The sequence below is a fragment of the Streptomyces gobiensis genome (assembly GCF_021216675.1).
GTDB classification, from domain to species: Bacteria; Actinomycetota; Actinomycetes; order Streptomycetales; family Streptomycetaceae; genus Streptomyces; species Streptomyces gobiensis.
Window position 1 is genome coordinate 3,466,605 of record NZ_CP086120.1, and the last position, 16,796, is coordinate 3,483,400.

The 16,796-nt window shown below is 65.5% G+C and carries 27 protein-coding genes; all 27 read left to right on the forward strand.

Features of this window, described 5'->3' with window-relative positions; genetic code table 11:
- Nucleotides 1–161 precede the first annotated feature (161 nt).
- The 27 genes from tuf to map all read left to right on the forward strand — a co-directional run bounded on the left by tuf (nt 162) and on the right by map (nt 16,689).
- The gene (gene tuf, locus test1122_RS16205) at nt 162–1,355 is read left to right on the forward strand and encodes an elongation factor Tu (RefSeq protein ID WP_232269877.1); all 1,194 of its coding nucleotides are present in this window, start codon (nt 162–164) and stop codon (nt 1,353–1,355) included.
- A gap of 745 nt (nt 1,356–2,100) precedes the next feature.
- Nucleotides 2,101–2,409 (forward strand): 30S ribosomal protein S10, encoded by a 309-nt coding sequence (gene rpsJ / locus test1122_RS16210; protein ID WP_004571821.1) that lies wholly within the window; start codon nt 2,101–2,103, stop codon nt 2,407–2,409.
- Between the two features lie 14 nt (nt 2,410–2,423).
- Entirely contained in the window at nt 2,424–3,068 is a 645-nt protein-coding gene (gene rplC, locus test1122_RS16215; protein ID WP_232269878.1) for a 50S ribosomal protein L3, read from the forward strand.
- Nucleotides 3,069–3,076: 8 nt separating this feature from the next.
- On the forward strand, nt 3,077–3,760 hold the full coding sequence (gene rplD / locus test1122_RS16220; RefSeq protein WP_232269879.1) for a 50S ribosomal protein L4: 684 nt from the start codon (nt 3,077–3,079) through the stop codon (nt 3,758–3,760).
- Nucleotides 3,760–4,101, forward strand: coding sequence for a 50S ribosomal protein L23 (rplW, locus tag test1122_RS16225; protein ID WP_232269880.1), 342 nt, complete (start codon nt 3,760–3,762; stop codon nt 4,099–4,101). Before rplD ends, rplW begins: the two co-directional genes overlap by 1 nt.
- 39 nt (nt 4,102–4,140) lie before the next feature.
- On the forward strand, nt 4,141–4,977 hold the full coding sequence (gene rplB / locus test1122_RS16230) for a 50S ribosomal protein L2 (protein WP_232269881.1): 837 nt from the start codon (nt 4,141–4,143) through the stop codon (nt 4,975–4,977).
- A 12-nt stretch (nt 4,978–4,989) separates the two neighbouring features.
- Complete coding sequence (gene rpsS, locus test1122_RS16235; protein WP_232269882.1) at nt 4,990–5,271, forward strand: 30S ribosomal protein S19; 282 nt, start codon at nt 4,990–4,992, stop codon at nt 5,269–5,271.
- Nucleotides 5,272–5,314: 43 nt separating this feature from the next.
- Nucleotides 5,315–5,662 carry a 50S ribosomal protein L22 gene (gene rplV / locus test1122_RS16240; protein WP_232271934.1) on the forward strand — a complete coding sequence of 116 codons (348 nt, stop codon included), beginning with the start codon at nt 5,315–5,317 and terminating at the stop codon, nt 5,660–5,662.
- A complete protein-coding gene (gene rpsC, locus test1122_RS16245) occupies nt 5,662–6,498 on the forward strand; it encodes a 30S ribosomal protein S3 (RefSeq protein ID WP_232269883.1) in 837 nt (278 codons plus the stop codon). The genes rplV and rpsC overlap by 1 nt, the downstream gene beginning before the upstream one ends.
- A 3-nt stretch (nt 6,499–6,501) precedes the next feature.
- Nucleotides 6,502–6,921, forward strand: a complete 420-nt coding sequence (rplP, locus tag test1122_RS16250; RefSeq protein WP_232269884.1) for a 50S ribosomal protein L16 — start codon at nt 6,502–6,504, stop codon at nt 6,919–6,921.
- On the forward strand, nt 6,921–7,145 hold the full coding sequence (gene rpmC, locus test1122_RS16255; RefSeq protein WP_232269885.1) for a 50S ribosomal protein L29: 225 nt from the start codon (nt 6,921–6,923) through the stop codon (nt 7,143–7,145). The genes rplP and rpmC overlap by 1 nt, the downstream gene beginning before the upstream one ends.
- The gene (gene rpsQ / locus test1122_RS16260; RefSeq protein WP_232269886.1) at nt 7,145–7,432 is read left to right on the forward strand and encodes a 30S ribosomal protein S17; all 288 of its coding nucleotides are present in this window, start codon (nt 7,145–7,147) and stop codon (nt 7,430–7,432) included. The genes rpmC and rpsQ overlap by 1 nt, the downstream gene beginning before the upstream one ends.
- 133 nt (nt 7,433–7,565) lie before the next feature.
- Complete coding sequence (gene rplN, locus test1122_RS16265) at nt 7,566–7,934, forward strand: 50S ribosomal protein L14 (RefSeq protein WP_031510588.1); 369 nt, start codon at nt 7,566–7,568, stop codon at nt 7,932–7,934.
- A gap of 2 nt (nt 7,935–7,936) precedes the next feature.
- Complete coding sequence (rplX, locus tag test1122_RS16270; RefSeq protein ID WP_232269887.1) at nt 7,937–8,260, forward strand: 50S ribosomal protein L24; 324 nt, start codon at nt 7,937–7,939, stop codon at nt 8,258–8,260.
- Nucleotides 8,260–8,832: a 50S ribosomal protein L5 gene (rplE, locus tag test1122_RS16275; RefSeq protein WP_232269888.1), complete on the forward strand. Its 573-nt coding sequence runs from the start codon at nt 8,260–8,262 to the stop codon at nt 8,830–8,832. The genes rplX and rplE overlap by 1 nt, the downstream gene beginning before the upstream one ends.
- A 2-nt stretch (nt 8,833–8,834) precedes the next feature.
- Nucleotides 8,835–9,020 (forward strand): type Z 30S ribosomal protein S14, encoded by a 186-nt coding sequence (locus tag test1122_RS16280; protein ID WP_004571834.1) that lies wholly within the window; start codon nt 8,835–8,837, stop codon nt 9,018–9,020.
- A 248-nt stretch (nt 9,021–9,268) separates the two neighbouring features.
- On the forward strand, nt 9,269–9,667 hold the full coding sequence (gene rpsH, locus test1122_RS16285) for a 30S ribosomal protein S8 (RefSeq protein WP_232269889.1): 399 nt from the start codon (nt 9,269–9,271) through the stop codon (nt 9,665–9,667).
- A gap of 23 nt (nt 9,668–9,690) precedes the next feature.
- A complete protein-coding gene (gene rplF / locus test1122_RS16290; RefSeq protein WP_232269890.1) occupies nt 9,691–10,230 on the forward strand; it encodes a 50S ribosomal protein L6 in 540 nt (179 codons plus the stop codon).
- A 3-nt stretch (nt 10,231–10,233) separates the two neighbouring features.
- Complete coding sequence (gene rplR, locus test1122_RS16295; RefSeq protein ID WP_232269891.1) at nt 10,234–10,617, forward strand: 50S ribosomal protein L18; 384 nt, start codon at nt 10,234–10,236, stop codon at nt 10,615–10,617.
- A 67-nt stretch (nt 10,618–10,684) separates the two neighbouring features.
- The gene (gene rpsE / locus test1122_RS16300; RefSeq protein WP_232269892.1) at nt 10,685–11,290 is read left to right on the forward strand and encodes a 30S ribosomal protein S5; all 606 of its coding nucleotides are present in this window, start codon (nt 10,685–10,687) and stop codon (nt 11,288–11,290) included.
- Nucleotides 11,290–11,469, forward strand: a complete 180-nt coding sequence (gene rpmD, locus test1122_RS16305; protein ID WP_232269893.1) for a 50S ribosomal protein L30 — start codon at nt 11,290–11,292, stop codon at nt 11,467–11,469. Before rpsE ends, rpmD begins: the two co-directional genes overlap by 1 nt.
- A gap of 2 nt (nt 11,470–11,471) precedes the next feature.
- Nucleotides 11,472–11,927, forward strand: coding sequence for a 50S ribosomal protein L15 (gene rplO, locus test1122_RS16310; RefSeq protein ID WP_232269894.1), 456 nt, complete (start codon nt 11,472–11,474; stop codon nt 11,925–11,927).
- A 318-nt stretch (nt 11,928–12,245) separates the two neighbouring features.
- Nucleotides 12,246–12,716 carry a hypothetical protein gene (locus test1122_RS16315; protein ID WP_232269895.1) on the forward strand — a complete coding sequence of 157 codons (471 nt, stop codon included), beginning with the start codon at nt 12,246–12,248 and terminating at the stop codon, nt 12,714–12,716.
- Nucleotides 12,717–12,809: 93 nt separating this feature from the next.
- Nucleotides 12,810–13,451 carry a hypothetical protein gene (locus tag test1122_RS16320; protein ID WP_232269896.1) on the forward strand — a complete coding sequence of 214 codons (642 nt, stop codon included), beginning with the start codon at nt 12,810–12,812 and terminating at the stop codon, nt 13,449–13,451.
- A 214-nt stretch (nt 13,452–13,665) separates the two neighbouring features.
- A complete protein-coding gene (secY, locus tag test1122_RS16325) occupies nt 13,666–14,985 on the forward strand; it encodes a preprotein translocase subunit SecY (protein WP_232269897.1) in 1,320 nt (439 codons plus the stop codon).
- Nucleotides 14,985–15,638: an adenylate kinase gene (locus tag test1122_RS16330; protein ID WP_232269898.1), complete on the forward strand. Its 654-nt coding sequence runs from the start codon at nt 14,985–14,987 to the stop codon at nt 15,636–15,638. The genes secY and test1122_RS16330 overlap by 1 nt, the downstream gene beginning before the upstream one ends.
- Before the next feature lie 214 nt (nt 15,639–15,852).
- Entirely contained in the window at nt 15,853–16,689 is an 837-nt protein-coding gene (map, locus tag test1122_RS16335; RefSeq protein ID WP_232269899.1) for a type I methionyl aminopeptidase, read from the forward strand.
- The last annotated feature ends 107 nt before the right edge of the window (nt 16,690–16,796 follow it).

Genomic DNA, 16,796 nt, shown 5'->3' on the forward strand with positions numbered 1-16,796 from the left:
TTATCGAACCCACAGTGTTCGATGGCCGGTCCCCGGTCGCCAGCCCTTAAGAACGAACAGGTCAAGGGCGTCCCCCTCGGGGTCCTGGCCGGTTCGGTACGACCACCTGAACCCCTCGCAGAGTGCGGGGGCGTACAGCACCAGTCCACAGGAGGACCCCAGTGGCGAAGGCGAAGTTCGAGCGGACTAAGCCGCACGTCAACATCGGCACCATCGGTCACATTGACCACGGTAAGACCACCCTTACGGCGGCCATTACCAAGGTGCTGCACGACGCGTTTCCGGACCTGAACGAGGCCTCGGCCTTCGAGAACATCGACAAGGCCCCGGAGGAGCGCCAGCGCGGTATCACCATCTCCATCGCGCATGTTGAGTACCAGACCGAGTCGCGTCACTACGCGCACGTTGACTGCCCCGGTCACGCGGACTACATCAAGAACATGATCACCGGTGCCGCCCAGATGGACGGCGCGATCCTCGTGGTCGCCGCGACCGATGGTCCGATGCCGCAGACCAAGGAGCATGTGCTCCTGGCCCGCCAGGTCGGCGTGCCGTACATCGTGGTCGCCCTGAACAAGGCCGACATGGTGGACGACGAGGAGATCCTGGAGCTCGTTGAGCTCGAGGTCCGTGAGCTCCTCTCCGAGTACGAGTTCCCGGGCGACGACGTCCCGGTCGTCAAGGTCTCGGCGCTCAAGGCGCTCGAGGGCGACGAGGAGTGGGGCAAGTCCGTCCTCGACCTGATGAAGGCTGTCGACGAGTCGATCCCGGAGCCGGCGCGTGACACCGACAAGCCGTTCCTGATGCCGATTGAGGACGTCTTCACCATCACCGGTCGCGGTACGGTCGTCACCGGCCGCATCGAGCGTGGTGTCCTCAAGGTCAACGAGAACGTCGACATCATCGGTATCAAGGAGGAGAAGACCTCCACCACCGTTACCGGTATCGAGATGTTCCGTAAGCTGCTCGACGAGGGCCAGGCCGGTGAGAACGTCGGTCTGCTGCTCCGCGGCATCAAGCGCGAGGACGTCGAGCGCGGCCAGGTCATCATCAAGCCGGGCTCGGTCACCCCGCACACGGAGTTCGAGGCGCAGGCGTACATCCTGTCGAAGGACGAGGGCGGCCGCCACACCCCGTTCTTCAACAACTACCGCCCGCAGTTCTACTTCCGTACCACCGACGTGACCGGCGTGGTGACCCTCCCCGAGGGCACCGAGATGGTCATGCCGGGCGACAACACTGAGATGAAGGTTGAGCTCATCCAGCCGGTCGCCATGGAGGAGGGCCTGAAGTTCGCCATCCGTGAGGGCGGCCGGACCGTGGGCGCCGGCCAGGTCACCAAGATCGTTAAGTGACCCGCCGCGCCTAGGGCGCAACCGTCGAAGGGCTCGCACGCTTACCCGTGCGAGCCCTTCCGCGTTGTACACGACCCCCGGGGCTGGTCGGTGGGTCGGTGCCGGGGCGGGATACCTCCTCGGCGCTCGCGCGTCATCCAGCTCCGTCCCTTGACCGGCTCTTGCGCTCGTCGCCTGCGGGGGCACCCCACCCCGTCCCCTCCGGTCGTCTCCGCCGCAGTCGCCGAACCGGCCGGAGGGGGTGGGCGCCGGGCGTGCCCCCGCAGCGGACGAGCGCTGCCGCCGGGTGCCGCTACGGAGCGGGATGCCGCGCGAGCCGCGAGGAGGTACCCCGGCACCCACCCCCGACCCACCCACCCACAGCGCGTCCGGCTGCGGGCGCCAACCGGGCATACTGCCCCGATTGGCGTGAGCTGATGGGGATGTGGCACACTAACCAGGTTGCTCGGTTGAGTGCCGATGCTGTGCGCCTCCCGCCGGGAGGACTGGAAGCGAGTCCTGAGGTATTCGTCGTCCCTTATCAGGGGCGGAAATACGGGAATCTTCCGGGAAGCGCAGGAGGGGCTTCCAGCCAGGCACCCGGTGGATTTCTTCCCCGGACCCCCTTCGGCAGGGAAAATCTCCGGTGGAGTTTTCTGAGAAGGGGTGCGACACGCCCGACCGCGTGGGTCGGAGCGAGTCGCCGGGTGAAGAACAAGATCCACGGGTTCCAGAGCGTTACGAGAGACAGGACTACGAAGTAGCCATGGCGGGACAGAAGATCCGCATCCGGCTCAAGGCCTACGACCACGAGGTCATCGACACCTCGGCGAAGAAGATCGTCGAGACGGTGACGCGCACTGGTGCGTCGGTCGCGGGCCCGGTGCCGCTGCCCACTGAGAAGAACGTGTACTGCGTCATCAAGTCGCCGCACAAGTACAAGGACTCGCGCGAGCACTTCGAGATGCGCACTCACAAGCGCCTGATCGACATCCTCGACCCGACTCCCAAGACCGTTGACTCGCTGATGCGCCTGGACCTTCCGGCCGGCGTTGACATCGAGATCAAGCTCTGAGAGGCGCGGTAGAGATGGCTAAGCAGATCAAGGGCGTCCTGGGCGAGAAGCTCGGCATGACCCAGGTCTGGGACGAGAACAACCGTGTCGTCCCGGTAACCGTTGTCAAGGCCGGCCCCTGCGTCGTGACCCAGGTGCGCACCGCAGACAAGGACGGCTACGAAGCCGTTCAGATCGCCTTCGGCGAGATCGACCCGCGCAAGGTGAACAAGCCCCTCAAGGGCCACTTCGCCAACGCCGATGTCACCCCCCGTCGCCACCTCGTGGAGCTCCGCACCGCGGACGCCAGCGAGTACACCCTGGGCCAGGAGATCACCGCTGAGGTGTTCGAGTCCGGTGTGAAGGTCGACGTGACCGGTAAGAGCAAGGGCAAGGGCACCGCCGGTGTCATGAAGCGTCATGGCTTCCACGGCGGCAAGGCCTCCCACGGCGCGCACCGTGTGCACCGCAAGCCGGGCTCCATCGGTGGCTGCGCCACCCCGGGCCGCGTGTTCAAGGGCATGCGGATGGCCGGTCGCATGGGCAACGAGCGGGTCACCACCCAGAACCTGACCGTCCATGCCGTTGACGCGGAGAAGGGACTGCTGCTCATCAAGGGCGCCGTCCCCGGTCCGAATGGCGGCCTCGTCCTGGTCCGTACCGCGGCCAAGGGGGCCTGAGGTAAGCGATGAGTACCCCTACAAGCATTGACATCCTTTCGCCGGCAGGCGACAAGGCCGGGACCGTCGAGCTCCCCGCGGAGATCTTCGACGCGCAGGTCAGCGTTCCGCTGATCCACCAGGTCGTTGTCGCACAGCTGGCCGCTGCCCGTCAGGGCACGCACAAGACCAAGACCCGTGGCGAGGTCCGCGGCGGTGGCCGTAAGCCGTACCGCCAGAAGGGCACCGGCCGCGCCCGTCAGGGTTCGACCCGAGCGCCGCAGTTCGCCGGTGGTGGCGTTGTGCACGGTCCCGTGCCGCGTGACTACTCGCAGCGGACCCCGAAGAAGATGAAGGCCGCCGCCCTGCGCGGTGCCCTCTCCGACCGGGCGCGCCACAACCGTGTCCACGTCGTCTCCGGCGTGGTCGAGGGCGAGGTCTCCACCAAGGCCGCCAAGACGCTGTTCGGCAAGCTCAGCGAGCGTAAGAACCTGCTCCTGGTCGCCGACCGGTCCGACGAGGCCGCGTGGCTGTCCGCCCGCAACCTGCCCCAGGTGCACATCCTGGAGCCGGGTCAGCTGAACACGTACGACGTGCTCGTCTCCGACGACGTGGTCTTCACGAAGGCCGCCTTTGAGTCCTTCGTCGCCGGGCCGGTTAAGGCCGGCAAGGCCGTCGCGACCGAGGCCGAGCTCGAAGGGAGCGACGCCTGATGAGCGAGGCACCTGTCACCACCGCAGCCGAGGTCACCAGCAAGACGTTCACGGACCCCCGTGACATCCTGCTCAAGCCGGTGGTCTCCGAGAAGAGCTACGCGCTGCTGGACGAGAACAAGTACACGTTCATCGTCGACCCGCGTGCCAACAAGACCCAGATCAAGCAGGCCGTCGAGGCGGTCTTCACGGTCAAGGTCACCAGCGTCAACACGATCAACCGGCAGGGCAAGCGCAAGCGCACCCGTACCGGTTACGGCAAGCGCGCCGACACCAAGCGCGCCATCGTGACCCTCGCCGAGGGCGACCGTATCGACATCTTCGGCGGCCCGGTCTCCTAGCGGAGGTCGAGCCGTCCGATATCGGACGAGGACTGAGAAATGGGTATCCGCAAGTACAAGCCGACGACTCCGGGCCGTCGTGGCTCCAGCGTCGCCGACTTCGTCGAGATCACGCGGTCCACGCCGGAGAAGTCGCTGGTCCGCCCGCTGCACAGCAAGGGCGGCCGTAACAACGCCGGTCGTGTGACCGTTCGCCACCAGGGCGGTGGCCACAAGCGCGCCTACCGAGTGATCGACTTCCGTCGTCACGACAAGGACGGCGTGCCGGCCAAGGTCGCGCACATCGAGTACGACCCGAACCGCACCGCACGCATCGCACTGCTGCACTACGCAGACGGCGAGAAGCGCTACATCCTCGCTCCGGCCGGCCTCAAGCAGGGCGACCGGATCGAGAACGGCGCCGGCGCCGACATCAAGCCGGGCAACAACCTCCCGCTGCGCAACATCCCGGTGGGTACGGTTCTGCACGCCATCGAGCTGCGGCCCGGCGGCGGCGCGAAGTTCGCCCGCTCCGCGGGTGCCTCCGTGCAGCTGCTGGCGCGGGAGGGCTCCATGGCCCACCTGCGTATGCCGTCCGGGGAGATCCGGCTGGTCGACGTCCGCTGCCGCGCCACTGTTGGCGAGGTCGGCAACGCCGAGCAGTCGAACATCAACTGGGGCAAGGCCGGCCGTATGCGCTGGAAGGGCGTTCGCCCGACCGTCCGCGGTGTGGTGATGAACCCGATCGACCACCCGCACGGTGGTGGTGAGGGTCGTACCTCCGGTGGTCGCCACCCGGTGTCCCCGTGGGGCAAGAAGGAAGGACGTACTCGCTCGCCGAAGAAGGCCAGCAACAAGTACATCGTCCGCCGCCGCAAGACGAACAAGAAGCGCTAGGAGCGGGTTTAGATGCCGCGCAGTCTCAAGAAGGGGCCCTTCGTCGACGACCACCTGATCAAGAAGGTGGACGTACAGAACGAATCCGGTTCCAAGAACGTCATCAAGACCTGGTCCCGCCGCTCGATGATCGTCCCGGCCATGCTCGGCCACACGATCGCGGTGCACGATGGCCGCAAGCACGTCCCGGTGTTCGTCACCGAGTCGATGGTCGGCCACAAGCTCGGCGAGTTTGCGCCGACCCGCACCTTCCGCGGCCACGTGAAGGACGACCGCAAGTCGCGGCGTCGCTGATCGGCTGGGTGCGAAGACTATGACTGACACCGAAGGGACAACCATGGAAGCCAGGGCCCAGGCGCGCTATGTGCGCGTCACGCCCATGAAGGCCCGCCGCGTGGTGGACCTCATCCGTGGCATGGATGCCACGGAGGCTCAGGCGGTCCTGCGTTTCGCCCCGCAGGCCGCGAGCGTGCCGGTAGGCAAGGTGCTCGACAGCGCCATTGCCAATGCCGCGCATAACTACGACCACACCGACGCCGACAGCCTCGTTATCTCCGAGGCCTATGTCGACGAGGGCCCGACCCTGAAGCGGTTCCGTCCGCGTGCTCAGGGCCGTGCCTACCGGATCCGTAAGCGGACCAGCCACATCACGGTGGTCGTCAGCAGCAAGGAAGGAACCCGGTAATGGGCCAGAAGGTTAACCCGCACGGGTTCCGGCTCGGCATCACCACGGACTTCAAGTCCCGGTGGTACGCCGACAAGCTGTACAAGGACTACGTCAAGGAAGATGTCGAGATCCGCCGCCTGCTGACGCAGGGCATGGAGCGGGCCGGTATCTCCAAGGTTGAGATCGAGCGCACTCGCGACCGCGTCCGCGTCGACGTTCACACCGCCCGTCCGGGCATCGTGATCGGCCGTCGTGGTGCCGAGGCCGAGCGGATCCGCGGTCAGCTGGAGAAGCTGACCGGCAAGCAGATCCAGTTCAACATCCTCGAGGTCAAGAACCCGGAGACAGACGCTCAGCTGGTGGCTCAGGCCGTCGCCGAGCAGCTGTCCTCCCGTGTCTCCTTCCGTCGCGCCATGCGTAAGAGCATGCAGTCGACCATGAAGGCCGGGGCCAAGGGCATCAAGATCCAGTGCGGTGGCCGTCTCGGCGGCGCCGAGATGTCCCGCTCGGAGTTCTACCGCGAGGGCCGGGTGCCGCTGCACACGCTCCGCGCGAATGTGGACTACGGCTTCTTCGAGGCCAAGACCACCTTCGGCCGGATCGGCGTGAAGGTGTGGATCTACAAAGGTGATGTCAAGAACATCGCCGAGGTCCGCGCCGAGAACGCCGCCGCTCGCGCGGGCAACCGCCCGTCGCGTGGTGGCGGCAGCGACCGCCCGCGTCGCGGTGGCGAGCGTGGCGGCCGTGGCCGTAAGCCGCAGCAGCAGCAGGCGCAGCCCGAGGCTCCCAAGGCCGAGGCGACCGCCGCTGCCGCTCCGGCTGCTGAAACCGGCTCTGCCGGAAGGGAGGCCTGACCAATGCTGATCCCTCGCAGGGTCAAGCACCGCAAGCAGCACCACCCGAAGCGCAAGGGTATGGCCAAGGGCGGTACTGAGCTGGCTTTCGGTGAGTTCGGTATCCAGGCCGTCACTCCCGCGTATGTGACGAACCGGCAGATCGAGGCAGCTCGTATCTCCATGACCCGTCACATCAAGCGTGGCGGCAAGGTCTGGATCAACATCTACCCGGACCGCCCGCTGACCAAGAAGCCCGCTGAGACCCGCATGGGTTCCGGTAAGGGTTCGCCGGAGTGGTGGGTCGCGAACGTCAAGCCCGGTCGGGTGATGTTCGAGCTGTCCTACCCGAACGAGAAGATTGCTCGTGAGGCGCTCATTCGCGCTGCTCACAAGCTTCCGATGAAGTGCCGGATCGTGCGGCGCGAGGCAGGTGAGTCGTGATGGCGGCTGGTACCAAGGCGACCGAGCTGCGCGAGCTGAGCAACGAGGAGCTCGTTGCGAAGCTGCGTGAGGCCAAGGAGGAGCTGTTCAAGCTCCGTTTCCAGGCGGCGACCGGACAGCTGGAGAACAACGGTCGGCTGAAGGCCGTCCGCAAGGACATCGCCCGGATCTACACCCTGATGCGTGAGCGCGAGCTCGGTATCGAGACGGTGGAGAGCGCCTAATGAGCGAGAACAATGTGACTGAGAAGCAGACCAGCGAGCGCGGTTTCCGCAAGACCCGTGAGGGTCTGGTCGTCAGCGACAAGATGGACAAGACCGTCGTCGTCGCCGTCGAGGACCGCGTCAAGCACGCCCTGTACGGCAAGGTCATCCGCCGTACCAACAAGCTCAAGGCGCACGACGAGCAGAACGCCGCGGGTACCGGCGACCGTGTCCTCCTGATGGAGACCCGGCCGCTGTCCGCGACCAAGCGCTGGCGCGTCGTCGAGATCCTCGAGAAGGCCAAGTAGGCAATTTCCGCAAGGAAATTCCCATCAATTGCAGCCTGAGTTCTCTCAGGACTAGTTCCGCCAGGCTCGGCAGGGGTCGAACCTCGCAAGGTCCAACCCCTGCCGGGAACCGGCAGACGATCAGGAGATAGACGTGATCCAGCAGGAGTCGCGACTGCGTGTCGCCGACAACACTGGTGCAAAGGAGATCCTTTGTATCCGTGTTCTCGGTGGCTCGGGTCGCCGCTACGCGGGTATTGGCGACGTCATCGTCGCCACCGTGAAGGATGCGATCCCCGGTGGCAACGTGAAGAAGGGCGACATCGTCAAGGCCGTCATCGTGCGCACCGTCAAGGAGCGCCGTCGGCCCGACGGTTCGTACATCCGCTTCGACGAGAACGCTGCCGTCATCCTTAAGAACGACGGTGACCCCCGCGGCACCCGTATTTTCGGCCCCGTGGGCCGTGAGCTGCGCGAGAAGAAGTTTATGAAGATCATCTCGCTCGCGCCGGAGGTGCTGTGAGCATGAAGATCAAGAAGGGCGACCTGGTTCAGGTCATCACCGGTAAGGACAAGGGCAAGCAGGGCAAGGTCATCGTGGCCTTCCCCCGCGAGAACCGCGTCCTCGTCGAGGGTGTCAACCGGGTCAAGAAGCACACCAAGGCCGGCCAGACCGCTCGTGGCTCAAAGACCGGCGGCATTGTGACGACCGAGGCCCCGATCCACGTGAGCAATGTTCAGCTCGTGGTGGAGAAGGACGGCAAGAAGGTCGTCACCCGCGTCGGGTACCGCTTCGACGAGGACGGCAACAAGATCCGCGTTGCCAAGCGGACCGGTGAGGACATCTGATGACTGCCACCTCAGACACTGCCAGGGCCAATCCGCGCCTCAAGCAGCGCTACCGCGACGAGATCCAGACCAAGCTGCGTGACGAGTTCAAGTACGAGAACGTCATGCAGATCCCCGGCCTCACCAAGATCGTGGTCAACATGGGTGTGGGCGACGCCGCCCGCGACTCCAAGCTGATCGAGGGCGCCATCCGCGACCTCGCCACGATCACCGGCCAGAAGCCGGCCGTGACCAAGGCCCGTAAGTCCATCGCGCAGTTCAAGCTGCGTGAGGGCCAGCCGATCGGTGCCCACGTGACCCTGCGTGGCGACCGGATGTGGGAGTTCCTGGACCGCCTGCTGTCGCTCGCGCTGCCGCGCATCCGCGACTTCCGCGGTCTGTCGCCGAAGCAGTTCGACGGCCGGGGCAACTACACCTTCGGTCTCACGGAGCAGGTCATGTTCCACGAGATCGACCAGGACAAGATCGACCGGGTCCGGGGCATGGACATCACCGTGGTCACCACGGCGACCAATGACGATGAGGGCCGCGCCCTGCTGCGTCACCTCGGCTTCCCGTTCAAGGAGAACTGATCATGGCGAAGAAGGCTCTGATCGCTAAGGCCGCTCGCAAGCCCAAGTTCGCTGTGCGTGCGTACACCCGCTGCCAGCGTTGTGGCCGGCCGCACTCCGTCTACCGTAAGTTCGGCCTGTGCCGCGTGTGCCTTCGTGAGATGGCTCACCGTGGCGAGCTGCCGGGCGTGACCAAGAGCTCCTGGTAGTCCAGCGCCAGCTGGATAAGCCAGGGCTCTCGGTAAGCATTCTGGACGACGGGAGCCCAGTCCCCATGCCGTAGGCTTGTGGGGTTGGGCGCCCGCCGCCCGTGACCGCACGCGGGCAGTCAAGAACACTGTCCGCCAAAAGTCGCTTACTACGCCGTAGGTCCCCGCACCGCACCCGTCCCGCCACTGAGTGGGGAGAGGGATGGCGCAGATAGGAAACCCCGGCGAGAGAGGCCGAAGGCCATCACATGACCATGACCGATCCGATCGCAGACATGTTGACGCGTCTGCGGAACGCGAACTCGGCGTACCACGACTCCGTCGAGATGCCGCACAGCAAGATCAAGTCGCACATCGCGGAGATCCTCCAGCAGGAGGGCTACATCACCGGCTGGAAGGTCGAGGACGCCCAGGTGGGCAAGAACCTCGTCCTGGAGCTGAAGTTCGGCCCCAACCGCGAGCGCTCGATCGCCGGCATCAAGCGGATTTCGAAGCCGGGCCTGCGGGTCTACGCAAAGTCCACCAACCTGCCGAAGGTGCTCGGCGGCCTGGGCGTGGCGATCATCTCCACCTCCCACGGGCTCCTCACCGACAAGCAGGCCAGCAAGAAGGGCGTGGGTGGGGAAGTCCTCGCCTACGTCTGGTAACGGAAGGGAACGGAGGAAAAGCCATGTCGCGAATCGGCAAGCTCCCCATCCAGGTTCCCGCCGGTGTGGACGTCACCATCGATGGCCGTACGGTCGCAGTGAAGGGCCCCAAGGGTTCTCTCTCGCACACCGTCGTCGCGCCCATCGAGGTCGCCAAGGGTGAGGACGGCGCCATTGTCGTCGCCCGCCCGAACGACGAGAGCAGGAACAAGGCCCTGCACGGCCTGTCCCGCACGCTGGTGGCGAACATGATCACTGGCGTGACCCAGGGATACAGCAAGAAGCTTGAGATCAGTGGTGTCGGTTACCGCGTCCAGGCGAAGGGCTCCAACCTGGAGTTCTCGCTGGGCTACAGCCACCCGATCCTGATCGAGGCCCCCGAGGGCATCTCCTTCAAGGTCGAGTCCCCGACCAAGCTGAGTGTCGAAGGCATCGACAAGCAGAAGGTCGGCGAGGTCGCCGCGAACATCCGCAAACTGCGGAAGCCCGACCCGTACAAGGCCAAGGGCGTCAAGTACGAGGGCGAAGTCATCCGCCGCAAGGTCGGAAAGGCTGGTAAGTAAGCCATGGCATACGGCGTGAAGATCGCCAAGGGCGATGCCTACAAGCGCGCTGCCGCCAAGCGCCGTCACGTTCGCATCCGCAAGAGGATCTCGGGTACGCCCGAGCGTCCGCGGCTGGTTGTGACGCGTTCCAACCGTCACATGGTGGCGCAGGTCATCGACGACATCGCGGGCCACACGCTGGCCTCCGCGTCGTCGCTGGACGCGTCCATCCGTGGCGGCGAGGGTGACAAGAGCGCCCAGGCCAAGCAGGTCGGCGCACTGGTCGCCGAGCGTGCGAAGGCCGCGGGTATCGAGGCCGTCGTGTTCGACCGCGGTGGCAACAAGTACGCAGGGCGGATTGCCGCTCTGGCTGACGCCGCCCGCGAGGCAGGGCTCAAGTTCTGAGCCGCCCGTCGCGGCAGCGACTGAATGTTGCTGTAGCTAGCGGACGTAAACGAGAGAGGTAATTCCAATGGCTGGACCCCAGCGCCGCGGTGGCGGCGCCGGTGGCGGCGAGCGGCGGGACCGTAAGGACCGGCGGGATGGTGGCGCTGCCGCCGAGAAAACCGCGTACGTCGAGCGGGTCGTCGCGATCAACCGCGTCGCCAAGGTTGTGAAGGGTGGTCGTCGCTTCAGCTTCACCGCGCTGGTCGTGGTGGGCGACGGTGACGGCACCGTGGGTGTCGGATACGGCAAGGCCAAGGAGGTGCCGGCCGCCATCGCCAAGGGTGTTGAGGAGGCCAAGAAGCACTTCTTCAAGGTCCCCCGGATCCAGGGCACCATCCCGCACCCGATTCAGGGCGAGAAGGCCGCAGGCGTCGTCCTGCTCAAGCCGGCTTCCCCCGGTACCGGTGTGATCGCCGGTGGCCCGGTGCGCGCCGTGCTGGAGTGTGCGGGCATCCATGACGTGCTCAGCAAGTCGCTTGGCTCGTCCAACCCGATCAACATCGTGCACGCCACGGTGACGGCTCTCCAGGGGCTGCAGCGCCCCGAGGAGATCGCCGCCCGCCGTGGTCTGCCGCTTGAGGACGTCGCTCCCGCCGCTCTGCTGCGGGCGCGGGCTGGGGTGAGCGCGTAATGGCTCAGCTCAAGATCACCCAGGCCAAGTCCGTGATCGGTACGAAGCAGAACCACCGTGACACGCTGCGGACCCTCGGTCTCAAGCGCGTCAGCGACGTGGTCGTCAAGGAGGACCGTCCCGAGGTCCGCGGCATGGTGCACGCCGTGCGGCACCTCGTCACGGTTGAGGAGGTCTGATCATGGCGGAAGACAAGCCGCTGAAGGTCCACAACCTCCGTCCGGCCCCGGGCGCCAAGACCGCCAAGACCCGTGTCGGTCGTGGTGAGGCGTCCAAGGGTAAGACGGCCGGTCGTGGCACCAAGGGCACCAAGGCCCGTTACCAGGTTCCGGAGCGCTTCGAGGGTGGGCAGATGCCGCTGCACATGCGGCTGCCCAAGCTCAAGGGCTTCAAGAACCCCGCCCACAAGCAGTTCCAGGTCGTGAACCTGGAGAAGCTGGCCGCGCTCTACCCGCAGGGTGGCGAGGTTACGGTGGCCGACCTGGTCGCCAAGGGCGCTGTGCGCAAGAACGAGCTCGTCAAGGTGCTCGGCGCCGGCGAGATCACCGTGGCGCTGCAGGTGTCGGTTGACGCCGTCTCCGGCTCCGCCAAGGAGAAGATCACCGCCGCCGGCGGTACCGTCACCGAACTCATCTGAGTCCCGGCTGGCTCTTACGGCCTGGGTTACTTTCTCCTCATGGGGGAGAGGAACCCAGGCCGTCGGCATTTCCGCGCTGATATATGGCTGCACTGCTGTATATCAGCGCAGCTATATACCGGCCGCGTTATATATCAGCGCTGCTATATAGACCAGCCGATATATAGCTGCCTTGATATGTGATGCGCTCCACCGCTCTTATGCGGGCATAAGAGCTTGACCGGTATCGATGGCGCTGAAAGGCTGGCACCTGCGTTCGGCCTTCCTGTTACGGGGGGAGGCGCTCGTTGAAAGACCTTCAATGGGAAAGGTTGCACGATGCGCAAGATGTCAAAGAAGGTCACCGGGGTGGCCGCGAGCACCGTGATGTGTCTGACCGCCATCGCTGGTGCGACAGGGGCGGCGGCAGCGCCCGGTGGGGGAAGTGAGCGGGCGGCTCAGGAGTCCCGCGTCGCCACACAGGCCAGCTCGGCCGTCGGGGCGAAGGCGCTCTGTACGCTCAAGCTCGGCAAGCCGTACAAGAAGAACTCCACGACCACGGCGAAGGTGTCGACCGTCAACAATTGCAGCGGCTACCAGCTGAAGGCCGGCCTTCAGTACCACCGCTGGTACGGCTGGTCGGGGCTGAACGGCAAGTGGGCTCACAAATCCTGGTCCGGCAACAAGTCGTTCTATCTCGGCTGGAACTGCAAGGGCGAGGGCAATCACAATTACCGTACCTACGGTATCGTCAAGCTGGGTAAGCAGATCGGCCGCGGAAACAGCCCGCACAAGCGGTTCACCTGTTAATTCCGGAAGCTGAGGCCTGAGCGACGCCTGCCTGCGTTTATTGCAGGCAGGCGATCGCGTTTTGTACGTCCGCGCCGTCCCCTGGATTCCCTGATGACCAGACGAGCATGGGTTATTTCGGCCATCGCAGCGGTTATCTCCCTCGCGGTGGCCTTCATCGTTGTGCAGCAGCGTGATGGGCGGCAGCGTGATCAGCCGCCGGGTGAGGTCGCGTTGATCAGTTTCACCGAGACCGTGCAGGCCGATGCCGCACCGGAACAGGACCGTCGTATTGACCGGAAGGTCAGCATTCATGTCTCACACCGCGATGGCCGGATAGCCGCCATGCGGTTCATCACCCGCAGCAACGGCGGGATCTCCGAGGAACGCCGCTGGGAAGCCACTGATCCCAGGACGGTCACGATTCGTACCTGGGACGACTGCCGACAGCTGGATGACGAGATGCCGCCGCCCGCGCCGGAGACCCTGGAAATCGTGCTGGCAGAGCTCTTCGGGCCGCGCGCCATTCCGGCCGATGCCCGCACCACGGGTGAGGGAAAATCCCACTGGAAGGTGGAGCAAGGGCTGGTGACCTCGGAGTTCACCGATGGTGGTGGCACCTACCCGGACCGGAAGGTCACCATTAGGGGTCCCGAGGGAGACGTCGGTAGCATCATCACCGGCGGTTCGGTAGAAGCAGCGACTGAACTGCCCGGCTGGGCCCCGGGGTGGGAGTCGTGTGCGGCGGGCCGGTGAGGTCAACGGTGGTGGGCACAACGGACTCAGGGGAAGTCCGCTGCACTGCTAGAGTTCCCAAGGGTCATTGTTAGAGTTCCTAGGATCAGCTGTGGCTATGCTGGCCCCGCTGTGTCCGCTGCCGTGCGTGGCGGGCCGCTGCTCAACGGCCAGAGCCGTGGCCCTGTATACGACGAGCCCTTCCACATAAGAAGTGGGAGGGGCAGGAGGTACCGTGCTCAGCGCGTTCACCCGGGCATTCCAAACGCCCGACCTGCGCAAGAAGCTGCTGTTCACGCTGGGCATCATCGTGCTCTTCCGGCTGGGAGCGCACATCCCGACCCCGGGCGTCAGTTACCAGAACGTCCAGATCTGCATGGAAGAGGCTTCGCGGGGACAGCAGCAGGGCCTGTTCGATCTGGCGAACATGTTCAGCGGTGGCGCGCTGATGCAGATCACCATTTTCGCGCTCGGGATCATGCCGTACATCACGGCGAGCATCATCCTGCAGCTGCTGGTGGTGGTGATTCCGCGGCTTGAAGCCCTGAAGAAGGAGGGGCAGTCGGGCCAGGCGAAGATCATGCAGTACACGCGCTATCTGACGGTGGCGCTCGCGGTGCTGCAGGCCACCGGTCTGGTGGCGACCGCGCGCACCGGCACCCTCTTCTCGGGCTGCTCCGTCGCGGGTGAGGTCGTCCCGGACGACTCCATCTTCGCCACCATCACCATGGTGATCACGATGACCGCGGGCACCGCGCTCATCATGTGGCTCGGTGAGCTCATCACCGAGCGCGGGATCGGCAACGGCATGTCGATGCTGATGTTCATCTCGATCGCCTCCGGGTTCCCGAGCGCTCTGTGGGCCATCCAGAAGCAGGGCACCCTGGCAGGCGGCTGGATCGAGTTCGGCACGGTCATTGTCGCCGGGCTGGGGATGGTCGCCCTGGTGGTCTTTGTCGAGCAGGCCCAGCGCCGTATTCCGGTGCAGTACGCGAAGCGCATGATCGGCCGTCGCTCCTACGGCGGCACGTCGACCTACATCCCGTTGAAGGTCAACCAGGCGGGTGTGATTCCGGTCATCTTCGCCTCGTCGCTGCTCTACATCCCGGCACTCATCGTTTCCTTCAGCGGCTCCCAGGCGGGCTGGGCTGACTGGATCTCGAGCAACTTCCAGAGCCAGGATGCCCCGATCTATGTCGTTACGTACTTCCTGCTGATTGTCTTCTTCGCCTTCTTCTATGTGGCCATCTCCTTCAACCCCGAAGAAGTCGCCGACAACATGAAGAAGTATGGTGGCTTCATCCCGGGTATCCGGGCGGGCCGTCCCACGGCGGAGTATCTGAGCTACGTGCTGAACCGCATCACGTGGCCCGGGTCGATCTACCTCGGTCTGATCGCCCTGGTACCCACCGTCGCGCTGATCGCGTTTAACGCACAGGGTGAGTTCCCGTTCGGCGGGACCAGCATCCTCATCATCGTGGGTGTGGGGCTGGAGACCGTGAAGCAGATCGAGAGCCAGCTTCAGCAGCGCAACTACGAAGGGTTCCTCCGCTGATGCGTATTGTCCTCGTTGGGCCGCCCGGCGCGGGCAAGGGCACGCAGGCCGCGTACCTTGCCGAGAACCTGTCGATCCCGCATATCTCCACCGGCGACCTGTTTCGCGCCAACATCAGCCAGGGCACGGAGCTCGGGCAGAAGGCGCAGGAGTACATGCGCTCCGGCCAGCTGGTGCCGGACGAGGTGACGATCGGGATGGCCAAGGACCGCATGGAGCAGCCGGACGCGGAGGTCGGCTTTCTGCTGGACGGCTTCCCGCGCAACCTCGCCCAGGCGGAGGCGCTGGACGCCATCCTCAAGGACGCCGGGCTGAAGCTGGACGCGGTGCTGGACCTGGAGGTCCCCGAGGACGAGGTAGTCAAGCGGATCGCCGGCCGCCGGATGTGTCGCAATGACAGCAGCCATATCTTCCATGTCGAGTACACCCCCTCCAAGGTTGAGGGCGTCTGTGATCTGTGCGGCGGCGAGCTGTACCAGCGCGAGGACGACAGCGAGGAAACGGTCCGCAAGCGGCTCGCTGTCTACCACAGCGAGACCGAGCCGATCATCGACTACTACCGGGCCCAGAGCCTGGTGACGACGATCTCAGCGCTCGGTCAGGTCAGCGAGGTAACCACCCGCGCGATGGCTGCGCTGGGAAGCGGCGAATAGCCGGATGGCGCTTTTATGTGGCCGCGGTGCCCTATGGGGCCACCGCGGCCGCTGCGCGTACGGGGCCGCCCCCTCCGGGGAGGATGGCCCAACGCGGCCTCGGATGCGGGGCCGCACAGGCCGTATCGTTGAGGTCGGGCGTGTCTGGATGACGCGGCCCGGCGGCGGTGCCGCGTAATCGTTGATGTAGTCGGATGTGGAAGGCGTCAGCCGCATGGTGGAGATCAAGACCCCCGAGCAGATCGCGAAGATGCGCGCAGCGGGGCTTGTCGTCGCCGCGATGCACAAGGCGTGCAGGGAAGCGGCAGTCCCCGGAGCCACGACCAAAGACCTCGATGAGGTGGCCGCCAAGGTGCTGGCCGACCACGGCGCCAAACCGAACTTCCTCGGGTACGGCGGCTTCCCCGGCAATATCTGCACATCGGTCAACGATGTTGTCGTCCATGGCATCCCGGACCGGGAGACCGTCCTGCGGTCCGGCGACATCATCTCCATCGACGCCGGGGCGATCATCGACGGCTGGCACGGCGACGCCGCTCTCACGGTCTTCGTGGGAGAAGGCCACTCCGCTGAGCTGATCGAGCTGAGCCGGGTCACCGAGGAGTCCCTGTGGGCCGGGATCGCGGCCATGCGGAAGGGCAACCGGCTCGTTGATATCTCCAAGGCGGTCGAGGGCTATATCCGCCGCCAGCCCCGTCCCGCTTCCGGTAAGTACGGGATCATCGAGGACTACGGCGGCCATGGCATCGGCAGCCAGATGCACATGGATCCGCACCTGCTGAACTACGTCGACCGCAAGCGCGGCCGCGGTCCCAAGCTGGTGCCCGGCATGTGTCTGGCGATCGAGCCGATGGTCAGCCTCGGCACCCCGAAGACGCATACCCTCGCCGACGAGTGGACCGTCAAGACGAATGACGGTACGTGGTCGAGTCACTGGGAGCACTCGGTGGCCCTGACCGAGCAGGGTCCTCTGGTGCTGACTGCCCCCGATGGGGGCAGGGCGAAGCTGGCCGAGTACGGCATCGAGGCCGCCCCGGATCCGCTGGGCTGAGCGTGGCGGGGCCGCTGCCCCGGATTCAGCGCGGGCTCACCGGCCTGCCCCGGTGCTGGGCGAGGCCCGCGCAATCACCCGTGCCGGGTGGAGGGGCTCCCCGATTC

What these genes read in the sequence shown, in the direction of transcription:
- rpsJ (WP_004571821.1), top strand. Translation starts at nt 2,101, where the DNA reads ATGGCGGGACAGAAGATCCGCATCCGGCTCAAGGCCTACGACCACGAG.
- rplC (WP_232269878.1), top strand. Translation starts at nt 2,424, where the DNA reads ATGGCTAAGCAGATCAAGGGCGTCCTGGGCGAGAAGCTCGGCATGACC.
- rplD (WP_232269879.1), top strand. Translation starts at nt 3,077, where the DNA reads ATGAGTACCCCTACAAGCATTGACATCCTTTCGCCGGCAGGCGACAAG.
- rplW (WP_232269880.1), top strand. Translation starts at nt 3,760, where the DNA reads ATGAGCGAGGCACCTGTCACCACCGCAGCCGAGGTCACCAGCAAGACG.
- rplB (WP_232269881.1), top strand. Translation starts at nt 4,141, where the DNA reads ATGGGTATCCGCAAGTACAAGCCGACGACTCCGGGCCGTCGTGGCTCC.
- rpsS (WP_232269882.1), top strand. Translation starts at nt 4,990, where the DNA reads ATGCCGCGCAGTCTCAAGAAGGGGCCCTTCGTCGACGACCACCTGATC.
- rplV (WP_232271934.1), top strand. Translation starts at nt 5,315, where the DNA reads ATGGAAGCCAGGGCCCAGGCGCGCTATGTGCGCGTCACGCCCATGAAG.
- rpsC (WP_232269883.1), top strand. Translation starts at nt 5,662, where the DNA reads ATGGGCCAGAAGGTTAACCCGCACGGGTTCCGGCTCGGCATCACCACG.
- rplP (WP_232269884.1), top strand. Translation starts at nt 6,502, where the DNA reads ATGCTGATCCCTCGCAGGGTCAAGCACCGCAAGCAGCACCACCCGAAG.
- rpmC (WP_232269885.1), top strand. Translation starts at nt 6,921, where the DNA reads ATGGCGGCTGGTACCAAGGCGACCGAGCTGCGCGAGCTGAGCAACGAG.
- rpsQ (WP_232269886.1), top strand. Translation starts at nt 7,145, where the DNA reads ATGAGCGAGAACAATGTGACTGAGAAGCAGACCAGCGAGCGCGGTTTC.
- rplX (WP_232269887.1), top strand. Translation starts at nt 7,937, where the DNA reads ATGAAGATCAAGAAGGGCGACCTGGTTCAGGTCATCACCGGTAAGGAC.
- rplE (WP_232269888.1), top strand. Translation starts at nt 8,260, where the DNA reads ATGACTGCCACCTCAGACACTGCCAGGGCCAATCCGCGCCTCAAGCAG.
- test1122_RS16280 (WP_004571834.1), top strand. Translation starts at nt 8,835, where the DNA reads ATGGCGAAGAAGGCTCTGATCGCTAAGGCCGCTCGCAAGCCCAAGTTC.
- rpsH (WP_232269889.1), top strand. Translation starts at nt 9,269, where the DNA reads ATGACCATGACCGATCCGATCGCAGACATGTTGACGCGTCTGCGGAAC.
- rplF (WP_232269890.1), top strand. Translation starts at nt 9,691, where the DNA reads ATGTCGCGAATCGGCAAGCTCCCCATCCAGGTTCCCGCCGGTGTGGAC.
- rplR (WP_232269891.1), top strand. Translation starts at nt 10,234, where the DNA reads ATGGCATACGGCGTGAAGATCGCCAAGGGCGATGCCTACAAGCGCGCT.
- rpsE (WP_232269892.1), top strand. Translation starts at nt 10,685, where the DNA reads ATGGCTGGACCCCAGCGCCGCGGTGGCGGCGCCGGTGGCGGCGAGCGG.
- rpmD (WP_232269893.1), top strand. Translation starts at nt 11,290, where the DNA reads ATGGCTCAGCTCAAGATCACCCAGGCCAAGTCCGTGATCGGTACGAAG.
- rplO (WP_232269894.1), top strand. Translation starts at nt 11,472, where the DNA reads ATGGCGGAAGACAAGCCGCTGAAGGTCCACAACCTCCGTCCGGCCCCG.
- test1122_RS16315 (WP_232269895.1), top strand. Translation starts at nt 12,246, where the DNA reads ATGCGCAAGATGTCAAAGAAGGTCACCGGGGTGGCCGCGAGCACCGTG.
- test1122_RS16320 (WP_232269896.1), top strand. Translation starts at nt 12,810, where the DNA reads ATGACCAGACGAGCATGGGTTATTTCGGCCATCGCAGCGGTTATCTCC.
- test1122_RS16330 (WP_232269898.1), top strand. Translation starts at nt 14,985, where the DNA reads ATGCGTATTGTCCTCGTTGGGCCGCCCGGCGCGGGCAAGGGCACGCAG.
- map (WP_232269899.1), top strand. Translation starts at nt 15,853, where the DNA reads ATGGTGGAGATCAAGACCCCCGAGCAGATCGCGAAGATGCGCGCAGCG.